At 42.5% G+C, this 19,484-nt stretch carries 16 protein-coding genes; 4 read left to right on the forward strand and 12 right to left on the reverse strand.

Annotation, left to right across the window (positions count from 1 at the left end):
* From NEV57_RS12850 to NEV57_RS12900, 11 genes are all read right to left on the reverse strand, one after another.
* On the reverse strand, positions 1–319 hold a 319-nt coding region (locus NEV57_RS12850), incomplete at its 3' end, for an ASCH domain-containing protein (RefSeq protein ID WP_257658739.1).
* A 96-nt stretch (positions 320–415) separates the two neighbouring features.
* The gene (locus NEV57_RS12855; protein WP_257658740.1) at positions 416–1,171 is read right to left on the reverse strand and encodes a hypothetical protein; all 756 of its coding nucleotides are present in this window, start codon (positions 1,169–1,171) and stop codon (positions 416–418) included.
* 54 nt (positions 1,172–1,225) lie between these two features.
* A complete protein-coding gene (locus NEV57_RS12860; RefSeq protein WP_257658741.1) occupies positions 1,226–1,747 on the reverse strand; it encodes a hypothetical protein in 522 nt (173 codons plus the stop codon).
* A 135-nt stretch (positions 1,748–1,882) separates the two neighbouring features.
* Positions 1,883–2,419, reverse strand: coding sequence for a hypothetical protein (locus NEV57_RS12865; protein ID WP_257658742.1), 537 nt, complete (start codon positions 2,417–2,419; stop codon positions 1,883–1,885).
* Positions 2,420–2,542: 123 nt separating this feature from the next.
* Complete coding sequence (locus tag NEV57_RS12870; RefSeq protein WP_257658743.1) at positions 2,543–2,860, reverse strand: low molecular weight protein tyrosine phosphatase family protein; 318 nt, start codon at positions 2,858–2,860, stop codon at positions 2,543–2,545.
* An 89-nt stretch (positions 2,861–2,949) separates the two neighbouring features.
* Entirely contained in the window at positions 2,950–3,972 is a 1,023-nt protein-coding gene (locus NEV57_RS12875; protein ID WP_257658744.1) for a hypothetical protein, read from the reverse strand.
* Between the two features lie 24 nt (positions 3,973–3,996).
* Positions 3,997–4,404 carry a hypothetical protein gene (locus NEV57_RS12880; protein ID WP_257658745.1) on the reverse strand — a complete coding sequence of 136 codons (408 nt, stop codon included), beginning with the start codon at positions 4,402–4,404 and terminating at the stop codon, positions 3,997–3,999.
* Positions 4,405–4,440: 36 nt separating this feature from the next.
* Complete coding sequence (locus tag NEV57_RS12885; RefSeq protein WP_257658746.1) at positions 4,441–4,938, reverse strand: DUF695 domain-containing protein; 498 nt, start codon at positions 4,936–4,938, stop codon at positions 4,441–4,443.
* A gap of 188 nt (positions 4,939–5,126) precedes the next feature.
* Positions 5,127–8,375: a RagB/SusD family nutrient uptake outer membrane protein gene (locus NEV57_RS12890; protein ID WP_257658747.1), complete on the reverse strand. Its 3,249-nt coding sequence runs from the start codon at positions 8,373–8,375 to the stop codon at positions 5,127–5,129.
* Between the two features lie 608 nt (positions 8,376–8,983).
* On the reverse strand, positions 8,984–9,385 hold the full coding sequence (locus NEV57_RS12895) for a hypothetical protein (protein WP_257658748.1): 402 nt from the start codon (positions 9,383–9,385) through the stop codon (positions 8,984–8,986).
* Positions 9,386–10,073: 688 nt separating this feature from the next.
* Positions 10,074–10,727 (reverse strand): hypothetical protein, encoded by a 654-nt coding sequence (locus NEV57_RS12900; RefSeq protein WP_257658749.1) that lies wholly within the window; start codon positions 10,725–10,727, stop codon positions 10,074–10,076.
* 103 nt (positions 10,728–10,830) lie between these two features.
* Between NEV57_RS12900 and NEV57_RS12905 the strand changes: the two genes are divergently transcribed.
* Positions 10,831–12,246, forward strand: a complete 1,416-nt coding sequence (locus NEV57_RS12905) for a YopA family protein (RefSeq protein ID WP_257658750.1) — start codon at positions 10,831–10,833, stop codon at positions 12,244–12,246.
* A 47-nt stretch (positions 12,247–12,293) separates the two neighbouring features.
* Complete coding sequence (locus NEV57_RS12910; protein WP_257658751.1) at positions 12,294–13,547, forward strand: Shedu anti-phage system protein SduA domain-containing protein; 1,254 nt, start codon at positions 12,294–12,296, stop codon at positions 13,545–13,547.
* A 63-nt stretch (positions 13,548–13,610) separates the two neighbouring features.
* Here NEV57_RS12910 and NEV57_RS12915 read toward each other — a convergent pair whose 3' ends face one another.
* Complete coding sequence (locus NEV57_RS12915; protein WP_257658752.1) at positions 13,611–14,087, reverse strand: hypothetical protein; 477 nt, start codon at positions 14,085–14,087, stop codon at positions 13,611–13,613.
* Positions 14,088–15,053: 966 nt separating this feature from the next.
* Here NEV57_RS12915 and NEV57_RS12920 point away from each other — a divergent pair.
* Positions 15,054–18,056 carry a SusC/RagA family TonB-linked outer membrane protein gene (locus NEV57_RS12920; RefSeq protein ID WP_257658753.1) on the forward strand — a complete coding sequence of 1,001 codons (3,003 nt, stop codon included), beginning with the start codon at positions 15,054–15,056 and terminating at the stop codon, positions 18,054–18,056.
* A 34-nt stretch (positions 18,057–18,090) separates the two neighbouring features.
* On the forward strand, positions 18,091–19,479 hold the full coding sequence (locus NEV57_RS12925; RefSeq protein ID WP_257658754.1) for a RagB/SusD family nutrient uptake outer membrane protein: 1,389 nt from the start codon (positions 18,091–18,093) through the stop codon (positions 19,477–19,479).
* Positions 19,480–19,484: the final 5 nt, after the last annotated feature.

Below are 19,484 nucleotides of genomic sequence, written 5' to 3' on the forward strand. Positions count from 1 at the left end.
CTCCTTCTATCCGGGCGTATTCAGCGGTAATATCCTTGAATTTTATAATTTCGGTTTTTATGGTTCTGACGATAGCTTTAGGCTCTCCATCCCAATTGGTAATGATGGCCAGGTCGCCAATTTTTGGGAATTCTTCTTTATACTTTTCAAACCACCAGACTGAAGGCGAAGTTGCTTGCTTGATTTTCTTTACAACCAGGTCAGCGCATTCGTCAGCATCCTTTTTGTTATCGCAGTAATGATAGGTTAGCGGCTTCACGTCCGCATATTCAGGATGGTTTTCCTGGAAAGTTTTCCAATAGTCGGCTATCAAATTCATCGTTGCACGTTTAGGGCCAATACAATAGACTGACGTAGATTATATGCTGGGAAGGGAATATGTTACTCAATAAATGAACCTTAAACCGCTGTTTTACTACTCCAATCGTTTCACCACATTATCCAGGTATTCCACAATCAGATTAACAACCACTTTATTATCCGGGAAACGCTCCTGTACATCATCGCGCAATTGCATAAATAGTGCCAGGGCCGGATCATCTTGCGCGATATCACCCACTACTGGAATGAACAGTTCATAATTGCCTTCCACCTTTTCCGCAAATACGTACTTGGTCATTGCCTGGTCGAAAAAGCCTGTCGTGATCAGGCCGTTAGCAACCTGGTCAACTTCCGCTTCCGTCAAGTTCTTTTCGTAGTAACTAATTTCATGCTGCATTGTCCCGTAGGTCTTATGCAGTGTCTTGCCGTTCGTCTGCTGGTCAACCAACCAGACGATACTTATCACCGCCGCCATCGTTACCACCAGGCCAATCACCCCTACGCCAACTGCCCTTTTCCAGGTGTAAAAAAGCCCGCCCGCATCCTTGTGGGCTTCAATGCTTTTCCCCTGATAATGCTGCGCCAATACATAACCTATGGAAGTGTAAAATATGGGAATCAGGGCGTTTGGAACATTTTCCAAGGCGGGGATCAGTATTATGCTGCCGAATATCAATGCAGTAGCCAAAACAGCAATGATCCAGGCCCATCTTGCCTGCTTCGGTTGGTTAAAGACCTTAAAGTTTTGGGCAATCGCGTAGCCTATAGTCAAAGGACCGCCAATAAAGGCAGCAATGCCAATGGCCTTGTCGTTATAGATGCGTTGCTCTGGTGGCTTCTCAGTGTTCATTTTGTTTAGGGTTTCAGTATTTGCTTTTGGAGGATTGTAACTCTTTTAAGGATTTTAGTTATCCGGAGCGCTCAACTTCAAAGCTCTTTGGATCCGTGGCTGTGTAAACCAAATTCCAACCGGCAAAAGCCAGATAAGGAAAAAGTCAATAAGCCTTGATGAACCCGTTAGTCCAAGTTCGTTTTCGCGCTGATGCAATCCCTTGCGAATTAGATTGATGCAATAGAGCAATCCAATGAAATTCAATAATCCGATGATCTCCATCAGTACAGGCAAATGGTCTTTAAATAGCACATTCAACAGCGGGCCCACCAAAAAACCAACGATGAATATCGCCCAATATAACCTCCGAAACCATTTCATCTTATTTGGCTCACAAATAAGATAAATTCCGGCATTCCACAGCCATCCGGCATAAACAATAATGATAGGTAGCCAAGCAATCACGGTGCCGATCGATATGATGCCCGGTATTTCCAGTACCCTGCCAATCGTAACCACCACAATTGTTCCCAATATCGGAAACAAGAGCAAGAAGAAGAAGATGACCCAAGCCTTTGCCTTTAAAAATAACATCGTTATAAGATTAGTGTGTTCTTGTTTTTCTGTTAGTAAGTCACTTACCGATGCCTTCACCACTCTTGTCAGCCCAATGGCCTCAATAAGATAGCGATAAATAGTATGATATTGCTTGCTTTTATTCCCATTGGTTTATTGTTCCTTGTCCTTAAAACCATTTGTAGATTCCCCTTCCAGCTCCCGTTGCATAATGCGCTTTACCTTGGGCTGCAAAAACCATATTCCAATAGGAAGGATCAACAGCAGCAACGCATCGCCGTAATATTCACCTATACGAGCCTCGCGCTTTCTTTGTGCACACCATAATACCTTAGCGGGGTACATCATAAAATAGAAGTATGCAAACAAACCATAAAGTGCGGGGAGCAATTGCCAGCTGGTAAATGTGATTCTTTCATTAGTAAATAATATGATGACTATGGCGTACGAGACAAACCAAGTGAATCCATTAAAAAGATAAAAGTTTTCGTTGATCGTGACCTTGCGCGGCACATAATCTTGAATTGCCTGTTGAAGCGAGAGCGGATAAGCAGCCCACATAGCCAGGCCCAATATCCGGATCATTGCAGTCATAGTCGGATAATCGACGATGATGAAATTTGAAAACCATCCACTAACAGTCGTCAATAAGAAAACCACCCACGGTTTGGCCTTTACTAAGCTTTTCATGATAAATCAATAGTTGTCGCTTATCGATTCAATATAAACCAAAACTCCGCTCGCTTCAGGCCTAGGTCACATCGGTTTAGTTAAAAGTAAAGACTAATCCGATAAATTCCAAAATTTAAAGCCTTATCCCACAATTGACTTCCAATATTGTTCAAGTATTTCCACCAGTTCAGGTTCCATATAGCCATATTCATCCGGAATGTCGAGTACAAGCATTTTTCTTCTCTGCAGACTGTTGCCGAATTTTTCCTGTAAGATCACCTTATGCCGCTTCTCCATTACCAAAATCAAGTCGGCCCACTGTATTATTTTCTCTGAAATCTTTATTCGTGCCGATGACGCCGTTCCAGCAGATCGGACCTGATGCTGCTGGTATTTAAACAAGTCTTCGGCGGTCCGGCTACGCCACTGGTTACGGCTGCAAACAAAGAGGATATTCATGGTTACATCTGCTAGTAACAGCTTTTGACTTATTCAACGTTGCAAAGTTAAGTGTATAACAGTAATCGCGTCGCCACGTGAACAACACACTAAATTTGAATAATCTCCTGTCTTATGCTGCCCCAATTATTTTCGACGGTTAGAACCACCGAAGTTGTACCCGGTATAACTACCAGTTTTTTTATATTCCCATTCTTCAATTTGCGGTATCTAATTCTTGATGCGCTTACTTGGTTATTAAACTTGACCATCCCATAATCGTCGGTATCCTTAAAATAGTTGGGCTTAATCTCGAAAATGCCTAGCCCCTTTTCTTTGCTGGCGACAACTATTTTATCTTCTACAATTACAAAGTCAGAGAATGTATGATAACCTTTATCATCCATTCCGCTGGTAATAGCAAAACTTCTTTTTAAGTCAATTCCATCATAAATAGAAATGTGCCCGGACGCTCCGGTGTCACCACTGTATGTTCCAGACCGAAGGCCAAAATATTTATTAGTTATCCGTCCTTGGTAGATGCTTTCGTAAGGTCCATTTGATTTTAGCATCGTGGAATGCGACAGTGTTAAACTACCCGTTGAACTAAACTTATAACATAGGATGTATTTTGGCATAACAAGGTTATCGATCGCGATAAGCAGGTTTTCATTGACGACAATGTCGTCTATTGCCTTACCTGGGAGACTTACTTCTTCTGGTATTTCCAAAGCATACCATTCATCCTTTGCAATATGATATTGAACAAGCATTTCACTTATCATTTCCCCGCCAATGAAAACACTCCCCTGGATTAAAAATACCGTTTTAGTCTTCAGCGCATACGGTACGGTTAACCTAATTTCATTTAACGTATTAATATCAAAAATCAACAGGTCATTTTTGGCTGTATCCAATAACGCTACCGCCGACGCTCCATCAGTCGCGTAAATCATATCCTTGTTAATTGTATGCGTGGTATGTTCAACTAACTGATCATTTTTATATGTGTTAACCGAAATTGTCCGTTGATTCTTTAATAATAAAAAGTAATCTCCCTTCGCTGGCCCATGCTGCCCATAGGCGACGAGTATAAAAGAAACTAACGCTATTGCTAAAGCGAATTTTTTCATAGTATATAGCGAGGTTCTAGTGTGTTATTCCACTTTATCGTCGGACAATTCACTCTCTATTTCAATAATCTTAACACTTTTATTGATTGCCATAATAATAAAAACCCCAATAAGCAGCGTCACGCCTGTTTTTAAGTAGTGCATTTTATCGATATTAACGAAGCCCTCAACAAAATCCTGCAGTAATCTTCCGATAAATTGTAGCCCTGACGCAATACAGAAAAATATAATTGCCCAAACCTTTATAGCGATTTTAGCATACTGATGGTTATCAAAAATCAACCACAATAGCGCGCCTTGAATAGTTATTGGCAATAGCCCAATCAATTGTCCTGTGATTACAGTCGCATAGAAGTTCCAAAGCATCAGCCCGCTGATCAACACGATAACTATCCAATATATTGTCTTATTGGTGAAATGTGATTTTTTCATCTTATCAAACTTATTCGATATTTTCCTTGTAATATCTTACTTAGGCTCCAACCCGAAATTTTCTAATATCCCACGATATAATGTCCAGTCAGGATCAGTATCCTTTTCAATTGCAAGTGAAAGTTTGAGATTCTCTTGTATATCACTGAATCGCTTTTCAAACTCTTCAGCAGATTGCGTGTATAAAATCCATGTTCGTTGTCCATTATGGGTATATACCAGTGTCAATACCGACTGTAAATCCGCTTCAAGAACTTCGACGAATTTGTCTTCAAACTCACCCATTTTCACATTTTCGTCTGGTGTCGGCAATGCAGAGTCATTAGTAGGTTTATAGTTCCAAATTACCTCCACTAAACTGGAGAAGCGCTCTGACATCATCAGGTTTTTCAAGTGTTGCCTACCCCGGATGATTATTGGTCTACCGTTATTTTCTCCTTCTCCAGTAAACCATGTGTCGTTTATCATCAGTTGTTGGCTACGGGCAGCCCCGAAGATTGAAATAATAAGCATAGCTAAAGTCAGTTTTTTCATTGGTTAAATCTTTGTGGCATTATTTCACCTATACGTATTATAATTGGAATGGTGAAGACTACCATCCAGATCATGTATTGAGCGATAACCAGTCAAAATAATAGTTTAAGTAAAAAGTACTTTGGTTTAGGTGTTTCACGTATAATAGCCACTTTAACTGATCTAATAATCACCTTTTAAAATCTCATTTAATACCCAGGGTTTTGCATCATATTAGGATTTAATACAAGTTCCTGTTGAGGTATGGGTAAGAGAAGTTTATATTCTTCAATGTGTAGTTCGCTTGTTGCAAGTTCATTTCTTTTCAGTGCCAAGAAATAAGAACCTTCTCCACCAAGGTTTTCTCGCCATTCATCAATCAGAATCGTAATGAAGTCTTCGTTTATTTTGTCTATTGCCTCCTTATTATTTCTTCTTTTAAGCTTATTAATGAAATTCGTAGCATCATCATAATTTCCTAAATGAAAACTTGCCTCAGCGGCCATTAAAAGGATTTCTGTATTCCTTATAATATGAATGTACTTTCCCTTACCGCATAATTCCACATACTCACTGTTTTGTATGTCTTTGTGTTCTCGAAGATTGTGACCCATTATGGCTTCCTTTTCAGTATCGAAAATTTCATCGGTTACTGCTAGAGAAAAATTGGGAGCATTAATGATTGATTTTGTGTACTCGCTCACCGCATAATAGTCTTTCGTTTCCAAATAGTATTTCGCTATAATCGAAGCCGCTTGAATATAATGAGATGTGTTTTCTTTAGTTTTATGTAACAAATCCTTAAGTTGAGAGATATTTGTATCTCTAACCTGTACCGCAGAGACCCTTGGCGGAGCAAAGCTTACATCATGTCCGCTCAGTTCTGATAACAATGGTACATCTCCCCATAACCCGATCATCACGTAATAAATATATGAAGTAATCAAGTCAAGATTGTTTTGCTCGTCTGATTCAGACCTATTTTTTAAAGTTTCTATATGTCGAAGAATTTTATACGATGATTGCCATAAGGAGTATATATGGTTAAGATTAGGCGAAATGTCATTTTGTTGAATGGATAGCAAATCGCGCTCAATATTTGTATTATTCACTATACTATGGCTATAAAGTGCTTCAAACAGAAAGTAATCTTGGATGTATTTTAGAAACTCTTTAGTCAGATTTTCCTTGGCCTCAAATTGATTAAATCCGGGGGAAACTGAATAGGCTTGGATTTCTGGCTTTGCCGCGAGCTCCTGTAGTTTTTCTGTGAAGATTTTTTTGAATGATTCGTCGGGATTTTCTGAAATATAGACAATTTCAGCACTGTCTTTCAGTGCTGAAAAATCTTTATCTAAAAGCCTACGGACAGTCCCCTGTAACTTGGAATAGGTGCTTTCGGCGGCGACGAAATAGAATAATACATATCTCGTATTATGAGGAGTGATTTTTTTGAAATTTTCGAAATTTCGAAATGCATTTATGACGTCTGAGGTGTTTGCTGAAGCTTTTTTTCGGTATTTTACATCGACTGCAATTGTTTTATTGTTGCTTTCTGCAACAAAATCGAAATTACCGCGGTTATCCCTTTGTATAATATAGTCTGGCAGTGTGTCTTTGCCAATATAAAACACATAGTCTTCCAAAATTTCAGCCTTCAGCCGTCTAAGATTAAAAATGGATTCGTCCACAAGCTTAATAGCCTCATTACCGACTCTTTCCCCATGCACAATTTGATTTCTTGCTTTTATTATTTCTTTCGCCGAATCGATAGGTTTTTGTCCTATTACACCTTTTGATTTAAGAGTGCTAAGAAGTGTATCTAATGCCATAACCGGTTGTTTTTGATTTATCCCGATTTCCCCACTTATATGTCTAGTCAACTGCTCAAATTCGGCAAATTCTGTAATGAAATCTCCACTGCTAATCCCTTGTTGAGATGCCTGACTCCACAGACCGGTTTCGTCATTAGAAAACCTGTATTCGATAGGGCTCTCATTAAACCGGGTCCAATAATAATGACTTTCTTCTTCCTCATCGTCGCTATGGCTGATGCCTAATAATTCTTTTTGCAATAGCTCGTCAGTCAATAACTCCCCAAGATTATCTAGTTGCAGATAGTAGCGTGCCGGAGCTTTTCCCTTATAGGAATTGATATCCTTAACTTCACTTAAAAGAAAATGAGCCGATCTATATTCTATCATCCTACGTGCCCAAATGTGTATTTGTGCTGTAAAAAAATCAAGTTGAGTCGGCGTTATAGAAATTTTAGAAAGGGTTTGGTCGGTAACTTTGCTTAAGCTACTCAATAATTTTGCGTTTCTACTGTGTTCGCTGCTTTTGATTTCATCCAGTACTAAATACGCCTCGTTATTTTGCCATTGTAGATTCGATCTGATCAAGTTAACCAATATGCGAGGAATTCTCCTTGAATGTAATATCATCGAATCTAAAAAATCTAATACAAGTTCATTTTTCTTATCTTTTTCTTCGATTAACAGGTTTAAGCAATAACTCTTTAGCGTTGCCTGACTGAGAAACGGAATATGGATGGTTTTAGAAAAAATGCTCGAAATCACTTCATTTTCTTTCATTGCTGCTTCTTCATAATGATAGCTAAGCTGCTGTCCGGCAATAACAAAGAAATTTGCTCTACCAGAAAGTAGTAGTGGCTTAAGATCATCTATGATTCGCATAACGTCTGTAATATTGTCGTGCTTATCCAATTCATCAAAAGCAATGAGAACTTTTGTTTTGTTCTCGTTTATTTTTTTCAGAATCTCTAAAAGATAGTGTTCAGCAATCTCGTCATCATATAAGCTTTTTCTAGATGATTCATTGGTATTTGTCTCCGTTGCTGTTTTTTTGATTGCTAATTTCCATGTTGTAAGTGTACTCCAAATCAATCCGGTAATAGCTAGAATGGTATTGGTTAGTCTTGAAGGAATAAGATCGAGCCCAAGGTTGATGACAGTTATTAATGCGAATGCAATCGGCAGAAATAGCTTCTTCAGATTTAATGCTGCGGTATGTTCAAGCTTATTTTCTTCTTGTTCTCTAATTAACTGGTTATTGACAACATCGTTAAATGTGCGGTCGTATAACAAAGCAAACTCATCTATGAGCTCTTGATCAACATTTTGCTTTTTTGTATAAGCATCAAAAGAAAGGTATAGTTGTCTAATTAGGCGTTTTACGAGGTGAGGATAGCCCTCATATTTGGCAACATTTATGGATGCAAATATGTGATCTGCTTTAAGGTGTTCAGCCACTCTGACAACGAAAGACGTCTTGCCAACACCTCGATAACCCGAAACCAAAAAAACAGATGGATGGGCATTTTTGAGCTCCTGTATAATTTGCTCTAAGAATTCGTCATCCTCAAAAACGAATGCTGATTTTTTTGACTCGGAATAAGGTGAGTCAATCAGGTTTTCCGTGTTTATTTTTATATCCAATATTATGTTTATAAGTTACGAGAATAATTCGAACATTTTTATCGTAGCGTTCTTTTCTTCGTCTTTTTTCGTTTACTTTTCAGTAACTTTTGTCGCGTTACTCTAACGCTACAAAAGCCTAACACCCATTACATTGATGATTTAGTCCTAGCCAAGTAATTGATAATGTCCGAAGGGCCCCGGATAGTCGGCAGTGGCAAAGGCATATTGCGCACTCCAGCAGTGCGTCAAACTGTAATATCAATAGCTTATTTTTTTGGCTTAGGTGGTGGAGGGTTTCTTGATGTGGGAAGTTGTACGGATTTCGGTGACCGGTCCCCGCCTTTGTCAGTTTTTGTAGTAGGATTTGGTCGTTTGGTGTTATTTTGCTTTGCCATAACTGTTTATTTTGTGTGTTAATATTTAAAGATGCGCTTGAGGACTGGGATTTATCGCTTTCTTGGTGGTTTAGGGTTCGTGCTGATTGGTATCTGACCGTTTTTGACAGTGTACCTTAGTTTTTCGGCTAATACATATCTATATCGATGTATATCTTTTAAATGTAGCTTAACAGCTTTATGCTTTCCGTTTATGTTAGTTACTATCCAAACGTTTTATTTCTTTTAAAATTAGTCGCCATCTTCTAAATCATACATGTTGTGGATAAATACATCGAATTTCGATATTGCTCTATCATAGAGCTTCTTTTTTTCCGGCAAATGGATTGAATTATCCAAGTCCTCAATCCTTATGCTAATCTCCCTGATTTTAAAATACTCTTCTGTTGCTTCTGCTTCGCTTAATATTGTGTTTTCTAATTGTATAAACAATCGGTCTAGTTGCTCGAATTTATTCACATATAACATTCTGTATTCCGGTAATTTGTCCAATAGTTTTTCATCGATTGACAGAGCGGGTATTATTTCTTTAAGCAGCTCTGAAAATGTTAAAAGCATTAATACTACTAATGAAGAATTCGACAGCCATTTTTCAGCAGCTATACCCCCGATCGAAGCGATGATTTTAAGCATGTTTATCTTTTTTCTCTTCGATCTCAAACTTGAAAGATAGCAACCTAGATAGAAGTCATATTTTTTTGCGTCACATAACTCATTCCATATACGATCCCTAATCATAAAAGAATTTTAATAGCTTTTGATTAATCTTATATTTCATTATGCAGCATTCAAAAGCATATCCAACACCTCTGCACGATGAAAATCGATGTTTCTTGAATTAGGCCAAGTTGAACTGGTCACAATAAAGATAGGTGATTGAATTTGAACCTCCTAACATTTAGTGAAATAAAAACTGTTCACATCGTAGTAATGATAGGTAAGCGGCTTCACGTCCGCATATTCAGGATGGTTTTCCTGGAAATTTTTCCAATAGTCGGCTATTAAATTCGTCGCTGATGCTTAGAGCTAATACAATATACCGGGGTAGATCATATGCTTGCTTCAGGCCTAGATCACGTTGTTCAGCTAAAAGTAAAGACTAATCCGATAAATACCAAAATTTAAAGCCTTATTCCACAATCGACTTCCAAATAGCTGATCGATATGTTATGCTTTGGCCGGCTTCTTTGTAACGTCAATTTACTCGTCTTAGATTAAAAACCCTAGATCACCTTAAGGGGAGTTCCCATCACTCCCGCGGTAATGGGTTTCTTTTTGATGTCGTAATTGAATCGCACCGTTTACCGGTATTGCGTGCCGGTTAACACCTAATATAATGCAATTGTGTATCAATCTTCACTTTCTTCAACGGTCCACCATTCCGTATTAAAACCGCTAAACCTTTTTCCAGATCCGCTGTAGAAAAAGAACCATCTGCTAATACCCGCTTCATCTCTAAATAAAGCGGCAGCGCCAGCCGAGGCTCAGCAAAATAACTCGAAGCTACCGTCGTCTCCAAAAACTCCTGAACCACCGGATTCGCTTTCCGTCGTACACCCGTCATAAAAGTCTTTTGCCAAATCACCTTCATACCATCACCACCTTCGTGTGGATAAACAATGTGGCTATATGTTACCGTATTATCTTCTTCGTTAACTTTCTTAGTAACGTGGTGTAATTGAATCATCTCTCCAGGCTGAATGTCCAGCGGGATAATCTCGCTATATGGTCGCCCAAGAATCGCGGGCAGCGGATCAAGTTGATCCGTTTTCAGTTTTTGCTTTTTACGTGGGTCGATGAGGTCAAAGAAGTATTGATTGCGCTTACCCAGCAGAAACGAAAACTCTTCGTCGTCCATACCAATTTCCTGAACCAACCGTAGAATACGACAAACCACTTCATAATCCATCCGCGACAGATTCAAAAATGAACCAGCGGGTTTACGTTCGGTATGTTTAGTAGTGAAGGCAACCATTGCTAGGCTTAAATTCTAAATATCATAATTTTAACGATAAGCAACGGGGTCATTATCTATATTAAAAAGATATATTTGTTTATTAACCGAATAAATCAAACCAATGAGCGATCAAGACCTAACGAAAAAAATTGATACATATTTTGCTTCTCTGCCAATAAGATTAGAATCAACCGTCGAAATCAATATACCTAATGCCCCAGTTCGTATTTACAAAGGCTTGGCAAATATAAGATATGACTGCAAATCGATTGAATGTGCAATTGAAATCTTATTTAAATGGCAACCAAGAAGAGGTGTGGAGTTTTTTATAGAAGATGACCGTCCTGAAGTATCAAATATGTTTATGCGTCAAATGGTCGATTCGTCAACTGTTCAATTTTTAATTGACGGATTTGAATTTGGACAAGTATTGCCAACGAATGCCAACGAGAGCGATAATAAATATGTTATTAGTGGTCTGATTAATCCCCCTGTCCAACAATATAACAAACTATCAACCAGGACAACTAAATATGACAAAATAGTATTTCATCTATTTAATTTTGTGAATATTCATGGTAGCCCCGTTCGCAAAGCAAACCAAAAAAGCAGTAGTTTAGCTAGGTTACATTTTCCTGCACAGCATTTTGATATTGTTGTAGACTGTATCCTAAACAACCAAACCGAATGGGGTGAAATCTCTAAACATGGAGGATATGGGCTTACTCACGTTGGAGAGCTTATATTAAAGGATAATGCGAAAATAGATCAAGATATAGCCTACAAGATACTGAATCAATTTGATCTTTTTTTGTCTTTTCTTACGGGAAGAAAGGTGACTCCGTTTTTTATGACTGGAAAACGAGGAGACGAAATACTTTGGGTCGAGTACAATAATCGCAGACAGGAGCCTTATATGTACCAACATTCTTGGTTGCCGCAACTATTTGATGAAAAAATCAGTGCTATTTGGGCCGAATTTTATCAGCTTGCACAAGATAACTATGATCTTGATACATTATACTTGGTCATTCATTGGTACTTGTCTGCTAATAAAGGCTCAGGCGGATTAGAAGGATCTATCATCCTATTGCAGAATGCCTTTGAGTTATTGTTCAGATGGATCATTGTCGAACGAAAGAATATGATATCTCCTGATGGCGGGGATGCTCTTCGTGCCAGTGATAAAATAAGAATGCTTCTTTATTTAATCAATTGCAGCACTGAATTGCCTACGCATTATCAAAAACAATTTGAAGATCTTATAAAACAAGATCGATCCCTGATTGATTTCCCCTTTTTGTTCACTGAAATCAGAAATTCATACGTCCACGCAAATCGCAAGAAAAGAGAAAAAATAAACAATTTGCCAAGTGACTACTTGTATGCAATGTTGACTTGCGGTCTCTATTATATCGAGTTACTTATACTCTACTTATTGAATTATGATGGAAAAATCGCTCAACGTATATCTACGGAAAAATTCAGAGGTGGCAATGAGGTTTTAGTACCTTGGAATAAGAGTGTTGAAAAGTAGTTTTTACTTTAAAATTATTTCGCCTTTTTCACAACAATTAAAACGTCGTGACAATTTTGTACCTCTCCGAAAAACAACAAAGTAAAGAAGATATTGCAAAAATATTTTTAGAGGATTATATTGAATCTCCTGAAGATATATGGCCATTTTTCGATATTGATTCGTTAACTATATTTCTTCGCGGGACTGTAATTGTTAAGCAGAAACATCTTGATTTTATTGTAGCGGAGATTGAAACAGATCGTTTTTATTCAAGATTTCTCGATCTGGCTGGGTGGATTAGACAAACCGAAGCTACTTATTCCAGCAATAATTTTCGGCTAAATGCTATTCCGATTTTTGTAATCAAAAAAGATGAGCTGGGGAAGGATCAACTGATAGAAAGACTATTGACTGACGAAACCCAAAGACGTATTGATGAAGAGAAAATTTATAGACTTGAAAATTTGCTAGAAGGTCGTATTATAAAACCCGCTGATGGTGGTCGACTTGGAGTTCGATTTGGAGTATTGCCAAGCAATCTGGATACTTGGTTAGATAGGCTACAATCAGACCTCGATACAGTCGAAATTGACCCAATTTCCGGCAGGTTTGGTGACAACTTGAGCATGATATTGCGCCAGAGCCATCGCCTAAAGATATTGTCGGAAAAGTTTGTCCAAAATGTCCGTAAAATGGACTATATCTGGATTGGAAATAAGGGGAATATTATCGAGTCGGTAGGCGATGAGTTCACAGCTTTATTAAAAAAAAGTGAGAATAATCCCACGTTGAGAAATGAAAAGGCTTTACACGATTTTCTTAGAAAAAATGAGCATTTGTTGAAAAGTGAAAAGTTTGTTGGGTCAATTTACGAGCACCATTTTTATCATCAAAATAGTCGTCGATATGAAGAAGTGGATTTGATTAATGTTACTCAAACTTATACATTGGGAAATATAGAGCTATTTGAAGTAAAACTGCCTAATCAACGTTTTTTTTATAAGCGAAATCGTAATCCCCTAAAGGTTGCAAAAAAATACTTTCAGCAAATCGGATTGCAATATCATTCGTATTTTAGTGATCCAAAAAACTTTCAGGAGATACAGAGGGGATTTAGAAAACATGGCTATTCGATCGAAAATCAAGATTTCGATTTTACTTTATTAATGGGAAGGGACTATGATAAACCTGAATTCCAAGAGCTAATGGAATATTTCTACCCCAATTTAGCCACCCAAGTACGCTTGATTACTTATGACAGCTTAATTCGGAAACACGAGTTTTTATTTAATAGAATTAGAAGGTTTGGAATCAATTAGGTTCTTGGAAATTCCGCTACGGAAAAAGAAGGATCTATCAGACCAAGCCGTTATTAATTCCAGCTAAGCTTTAGTATATTCTGACCCGTTTCCTTTTAATAACCTTTCCGTTAACAACTGCTCCAAAACCCACCCCAAAACCTTCTCTTCCTCCTTACCGTCGATATACAAATGCTTCGCTACATCCGTAAGCGACTTTGGCTTATCAAAAAAGCCGTACTCAGTTAATCCTTCAACAACTAATCGCATATCCTGGGGGTTGGAGAGGCTCAACACTTTTTTATCTACCTTGGTGCCATCGCTTACCGGGGCATCGTCAGGAGGGAGTAGGTCTTTGATTGTCCAATTCAAGGCTTTGGCTAAACCAGCGTATTCGTGAGCGGGATATTGGTTATCATTTGTAGCACTCTCAACTGATGCAATATAACTTTCTGAATGATTTAATATCCTTGATAAAGCTTTCGACGCTAACCCTATTACTAGGCGACGATATTTTACTCTGTTTATGATATATACCGATAATGATGTGATTCCAGCCATGATGCATATTAATCACGACTCGACTGTTCTGAATAACTAAAGGGGTTATGTAAATTTGCATTTTTGATTATTACTATTTATCTTAGCCCCATTGAAAGACATATAAGTGTTTATCTGTCTTTAATTTATTGGCGATTGACGCTGAATCTTGCTGTAGAAAACGTAGGAAATTTTCAATGAACGCAGGATCAGGAGTCAAGACCCATTCTCTTACCTTTGTGGAAAGAGATGGGTTCTTACTCTTGTTTTCGTTCGTGGGCTTCCTACGGCCTTCTGCAGAGAACGGGGTAAGGCCCACCTCTTTTCGAGTAAGCTTTCCTTCATATATAGGTTCATAGTTCAATGCCATAAGCGTGTTGGCCAATGCAACCTAAGAAACAGCATGATGTAAGTAAAACATTTATCGTCATCCAAAATGATGCGATAATGCCGTATACTGCCCTAAGCATATACGAGCGGCTGTTTCCGTTAAAGCCCAAAAATCCTGTTTAGGTGTTTCGGCGAAAGCCGATACTGGTACCACTAACCACATTATTCCTTACACCTAAATACACCCAAATGGAACAAGATTTACTTGAAGGGGAGGGGTATGCCCTTTCTAGAGATATAATACCGCACATAAGTCATAACCGAATTTCCAAGCGATCGTCGGCCAACGTTCGGCAAGTATTGCAGGTCGCTTCGACATTTGTTCGAGATTCCTTCGGGACTGCTTCGGGAATCCCTCGAATGTCTTCGGAACGCAATGCATTGCACTCCGAGCAGCCCCGAAGCGCGGTCGAAGCGGAGTCGAAGCCGACTCGAACAAGGGTCGAACAAGTCTCGAAGAACAGTCGAACAGCACTCGAAGAACCCTCGAAGCGGAGTCGAAGGGTTGTCGCAAAATATGTGAATACGGAATTAGTAGTTCACTCGCCCATGCCCATTTTCAATGGTGCTCGTGGAATCTTTGCAATGTTTGATTCATTGCAAAGATTTCATGTGTGCAGCCATTTGCGCAGGCCCCTGACCAACCCCAGACGGGGCCTCGCATTTGGTGTTTTATTAACGGTATTGCTGTTTATGTGCAAGCCATTGGCGGCTCAGCAGCAGGTAACCGGCCGGGTCGTATCCGCAATCAATGGTGAGCCATTGCAAGGGGTTACCGTAACCGTGCAGCATACGAACATCCGTGCGCTAACGGATGACGGCGGCCTGTACCGCATTGCCGCAGCCAGTGATGCCGTACTGGTATTTACTTCCATCGGCTACGAGACCGCCGAGGAAGCCGTACGCAGCAGGAGGGAAGTGAATGCTTTCCTGGAACCGGCCGAAAGTGCATTGCAGGAGGTAGAGGTAAACGCAGGTTACTACACCGTAAAAGACCGCGAACGTACAGGGAGCATCAGCCGGATTACGGCAAAAGAAATTGCAAAGCAACCCATCCGAAACCCGATGGAGGCCATGATTGGGCGTATGCCGGGTGTATTCATTGAGCAGGGGACCGGGGTTCCGGGAGGCGGCTTCCGCATCCAGATCCGCGGGCGAAACAGCATCAGCAGCGGGAACCGCCCACTGTATATCGTGGATGGCGTGCCTTTCCCTGCCGAATCGGTGAACAATTCCATGGGCACCACTATCCTGATGGGCGCAACCGCCGAGCGGGGCAGCCCGTTGGACGGGATCAACCCATCGGACATTGAGAGCATTGAAGTGCTTAAGGATGCCGATGCCACGGCGATCTATGGCAGCCGGGGCGCCAATGGGGTGGTGTTGATTACCACCAAAAAGGGTAGGATAGGTAAACCCCGTCTCCAGGCCGGTTTCAGTACGGGTTTTGGGGAGGTAGCGAACCGGCTGGAGCTACTTAATACAGAGCAGTGGCTGGCCATGCGCGAGCAGGCGTTTTGGAACGACGGGCTGGAACCTACCGCAGCCAATGCGCCGGACTTGCTGGAATGGGACCGTTCCAGGTATACGGACTGGCAGGATGTGCTGATCGGTGGCACGGCCCGTAGTAATAGGCTCCATGCCTCCATCAGCGGTGGCGGCAGTGGTACCAGCTTCCTGCTTTCGGGCAATTACATGGATGAGGGATCGGTATATCCTTCTGCTGATAAATACCGGAAATATGGTGCGCTTTTCAATATGCACCATACGTCTGCAGATAACCGGCTGGAGATCGGTTTCTCGTTTAATGCAGTGGGTAGCGCAAATACACTGCCCACCACTGATTTTACGGGCAGCGCGATTGATATGTCGCCGATGGCGCCGCCTGTTTATAAGGAAGATGGTTCATTAAGCTGGGAGCATTACAACGCCATGGCCAATCCATTGGCGATTGCGGCGACATCGTATCGCGCCGATAATACAAACCTGAATACGCAGTTGCAATTAGGCTACCGCCTGATGGAAGGATTGCGCATCAAACTGGCGGTTGGGTACAATCGGCTCGTGTTGGATGAAATTACGAAATGGCCGGCACGGATGTATAATCCCGGTTTTGGCATTACCACCAGTGAAGCATTCTACGGCCGGGGGCACAACGGAACACTTACGGTGGAACCGCAGGTGTTTTATGACCGGCAGTTTCCGCAGGGTGAATTGAATGTGTTGTTTGGCGGTAGCTACCAGCAGACCCGGCATCACCAAGAATCGTTTGTTGGAACGGGTTTTACGAATGAAGGGATGCTGGATAACATGTCCTTTGCGCCTGATCTGCGTGTTGCCGATGTTTCGGGTTCCCAATACCGATACGCGGCGGCATTTGCCCGGGTTAACTACCGGCATAACGGTCGGTACATTGTAAACCTTACGGCGCGGCGGGATGGCTCCAGCCGGTTTGGCCCGGATAAACGGTTCGCTAATTTCGGTGCGGTTGGTGCCGCCTGGTTATTCAGCGAGGAACAGCCGATAAAGGAACACCTGCCGTTTCTAAGTTTTGGTAAGCTGCGGGGCAGTTACGGTGTTACGGGTAACGACCAGATTGCCGATTACGGGTATATGCACACCTATTCGCCCACGGACCGGCCGTTTTTGGGTGCCATTGGTATGCTGCCCGACCGGCATGCCAACCCCGACTATTCCTGGGAAACGAACCACAAGCTGGAAGCAGCGCTGGAACTGGGGTTATTCCGCGACCGGATTGGACTGGAAATAGGTGTTTACCGCAACCGCTCGTCAAGCCAGTTGCTGGGTTACCCGCTTTCGGCGGTAACAGGCATGCAATCCGTACAGCAGAACCTGGCGGCCACGGTGCAGAACAGTGGCTGGGAGTTTTTGCTGCGCACGGTAAATGTGCAGCGCGGTCGTTTCCGGTGGGAAACGCATTTTAATATCAGCTTGCCCCGGAATAAATTGATCGCGTATCCCGGCCTGGAATCATCATCGCATCGTAATACATTGGAAATTGGCCGTAGCCTGAATCTCTCCCGCCGGTACATTCTGCTGGGGGTCGATCCGGAAACGGGCACCTATGCCTTTGAACAGGACGCCAATGGCACGCTGGTGCGCAGGCTTTTTGATACCGATAGCCGCTACTACGGTGGACTGCAAAATGACTTTCAATATGGGCGGCTGTCGCTTTCTGTATTCCTGCAATTTACGGACAAGCGGGGGGAAGGGTTGTTTGCCAGTTTCCCGGCACCGCCGGGCAGCCTGTATAGTAACCAGCCCGTACAGGTTATGGAAGGTGAAGGAACGCTGGTGCAGCGCTATACGCGGGGCAGTAGTGCGGAATACCGGCGGTTCGGTGAAAGTGACCGGACACTGGTGGACGCTTCTTTTATCCGCCTGAAAAACGTGGCATTATCCTATAGCCTGCCGGCTTCGGTCGTGCGCAGGCTGGGTGCCGGGAATATTACCTTTTCGGTAACGGGGCAGAACCTGCTTACCTGGACGGGCTATGATGGCCTGGACCCGGAGACGGCAAACAGCCGGGTGCTGCCACCGTTGCGTACCATTACCTTCGGTGCGCGGGTTCAGTTCTAATCACAGGTAGTTTTATTCAAAATTATATACCAAAATGAAAAAGATATATTTCATTATTCACTTGCTGATCGGGTCGACAGTACTGTCGTGCTCGGAACTGGTGGAGATCGATCCGCCGACGGACAGCCTGTCGGGTGATCACCTGTTTGCCGACGATGCGTCGGCTACTTCGGTGCTTAACGGCATGTACACGCAATTAGTCAAAGCGGGTTTTGCGAGCGGCTCCTCAGCCAGTGTTACGCTGCTGGCCGGCGCGTCGGCGGACGGATTTGTGGCCAACGGCTCCAGCATCGCATCACAGGACATTGCGGCATTTAATGAAAACGCGTTACATAGTGAGATACAGGGTGTAGCCGGGTTATGGAACAGCCTGTACCAGCAGGTTTTCTATGCGAATACGGCATTGGAGGGGCTGGCTGCCGCAGATGGGCTTTCGTCCCCGGTTAAGCGGCAGTTGCAGGGGGAAGCGTTGTTTGTCCGCGCGTTCTGCTATTTCTACCTCGTAAACCTATTTGGCGAGGTGCCGTTGGCGCTGACCGGCGACTACCGGGTGAACAATGCGCTGACGCGTGCATCGGTAGCGGCGGTTTACGCACAGCTGATGGCCGACCTGCGCGAAGCGGTGGAATTGCTTCCGGAAGGCTTTGCCCACACGGGTGGCGAGCGGGTGCGCCCGAACCGGGCTGCCGCGCAGGCCCTATTGGCACGGGCGCTGTTGTTTACGGGCGATTGGCCGGGTGCTGTGGAACAGGCTTCGGCGGTGATCGACCGGACGGATATGTACCGGCTGACACCGTTGGATGCGGTGTTCCTGAAGAACAGTGAGGCGGCGATCTGGCAGCTGATCCCTCCGAATGCGTATACCAATGAAGGGTGGTCATACATTCCTGCGGAAAACAGTTTGCCCAGGTACGTGACGTTAAGCGATGGCTTGCTGGCGCTTTTCCAGCCGGATGACCAACGGCTTGCTGAATGGATAGGCCGGAGTACATACCTCGACCTGGAATTTTACTACCCTCATAAATACAAGGTGTGGGATAACAGCATGCCACAGGATGAATACACAATGGTGCTGCGCCTGGCGGAACAATACCTGATCCGCGCGGAGGCGCTGGCCCGACAGGATCAGCTTGCGGAAGCAAAGGCGGATATGGATGCACTGCGCGGCCGCGCGGGTCTTGATGGGCTGCCCGATGGTATGGGGAAGGAAGCGCTGCTTGCGGAGATTGAAAATGAACGGTTCCGCGAACTGTTCGGGGAGTGGGGACACCGCTGGCTGGATTTGAAACGCACTGGTAGGGTGGATGCGGTACTAAGTGTGGTAAAGCCGAACTGGCAGTCGTATCAGCAGCTGTACCCCATACCGAAAGTTGAACTGGACCGAAACGGAAACCTAAACCCAAACCCCAATTATGAAAATTAAATCAG

It is taken from the genome of Parapedobacter lycopersici (genome assembly GCF_024643285.1).
In the GTDB taxonomy this organism is placed as follows: Bacteria; Bacteroidota; Bacteroidia; order Sphingobacteriales; family Sphingobacteriaceae; genus Parapedobacter; species Parapedobacter lycopersici.

What these genes read in the sequence shown, in the direction of transcription:
- NEV57_RS12870 (WP_257658743.1), bottom strand. Translation starts at nt 2,860, where the DNA reads ATGAATATCCTCTTTGTTTGCAGCCGTAACCAGTGGCGTAGCCGGACC.
- NEV57_RS12895 (WP_257658748.1), bottom strand. Translation starts at nt 9,385, where the DNA reads ATGCTTAAAATCATCGCTTCGATCGGGGGTATAGCTGCTGAAAAATGG.
- NEV57_RS12855 (WP_257658740.1), bottom strand. Translation starts at nt 1,171, where the DNA reads ATGAACACTGAGAAGCCACCAGAGCAACGCATCTATAACGACAAGGCC.
- NEV57_RS12905 (WP_257658750.1), top strand. Translation starts at nt 10,831, where the DNA reads ATGAGCGATCAAGACCTAACGAAAAAAATTGATACATATTTTGCTTCT.
- NEV57_RS12900 (WP_257658749.1), bottom strand. Translation starts at nt 10,727, where the DNA reads ATGGTTGCCTTCACTACTAAACATACCGAACGTAAACCCGCTGGTTCA.
- NEV57_RS12925 (WP_257658754.1), top strand. Translation starts at nt 18,091, where the DNA reads ATGAAAAAGATATATTTCATTATTCACTTGCTGATCGGGTCGACAGTA.
- NEV57_RS12885 (WP_257658746.1), bottom strand. Translation starts at nt 4,938, where the DNA reads ATGAAAAAACTGACTTTAGCTATGCTTATTATTTCAATCTTCGGGGCT.
- NEV57_RS12875 (WP_257658744.1), bottom strand. Translation starts at nt 3,972, where the DNA reads ATGAAAAAATTCGCTTTAGCAATAGCGTTAGTTTCTTTTATACTCGTC.
- NEV57_RS12860 (WP_257658741.1), bottom strand. Translation starts at nt 1,747, where the DNA reads ATGTTATTTTTAAAGGCAAAGGCTTGGGTCATCTTCTTCTTCTTGCTC.
- NEV57_RS12915 (WP_257658752.1), bottom strand. Translation starts at nt 14,087, where the DNA reads ATGGCTGGAATCACATCATTATCGGTATATATCATAAACAGAGTAAAA.
- NEV57_RS12880 (WP_257658745.1), bottom strand. Translation starts at nt 4,404, where the DNA reads ATGAAAAAATCACATTTCACCAATAAGACAATATATTGGATAGTTATC.
- NEV57_RS12865 (WP_257658742.1), bottom strand. Translation starts at nt 2,419, where the DNA reads ATGAAAAGCTTAGTAAAGGCCAAACCGTGGGTGGTTTTCTTATTGACG.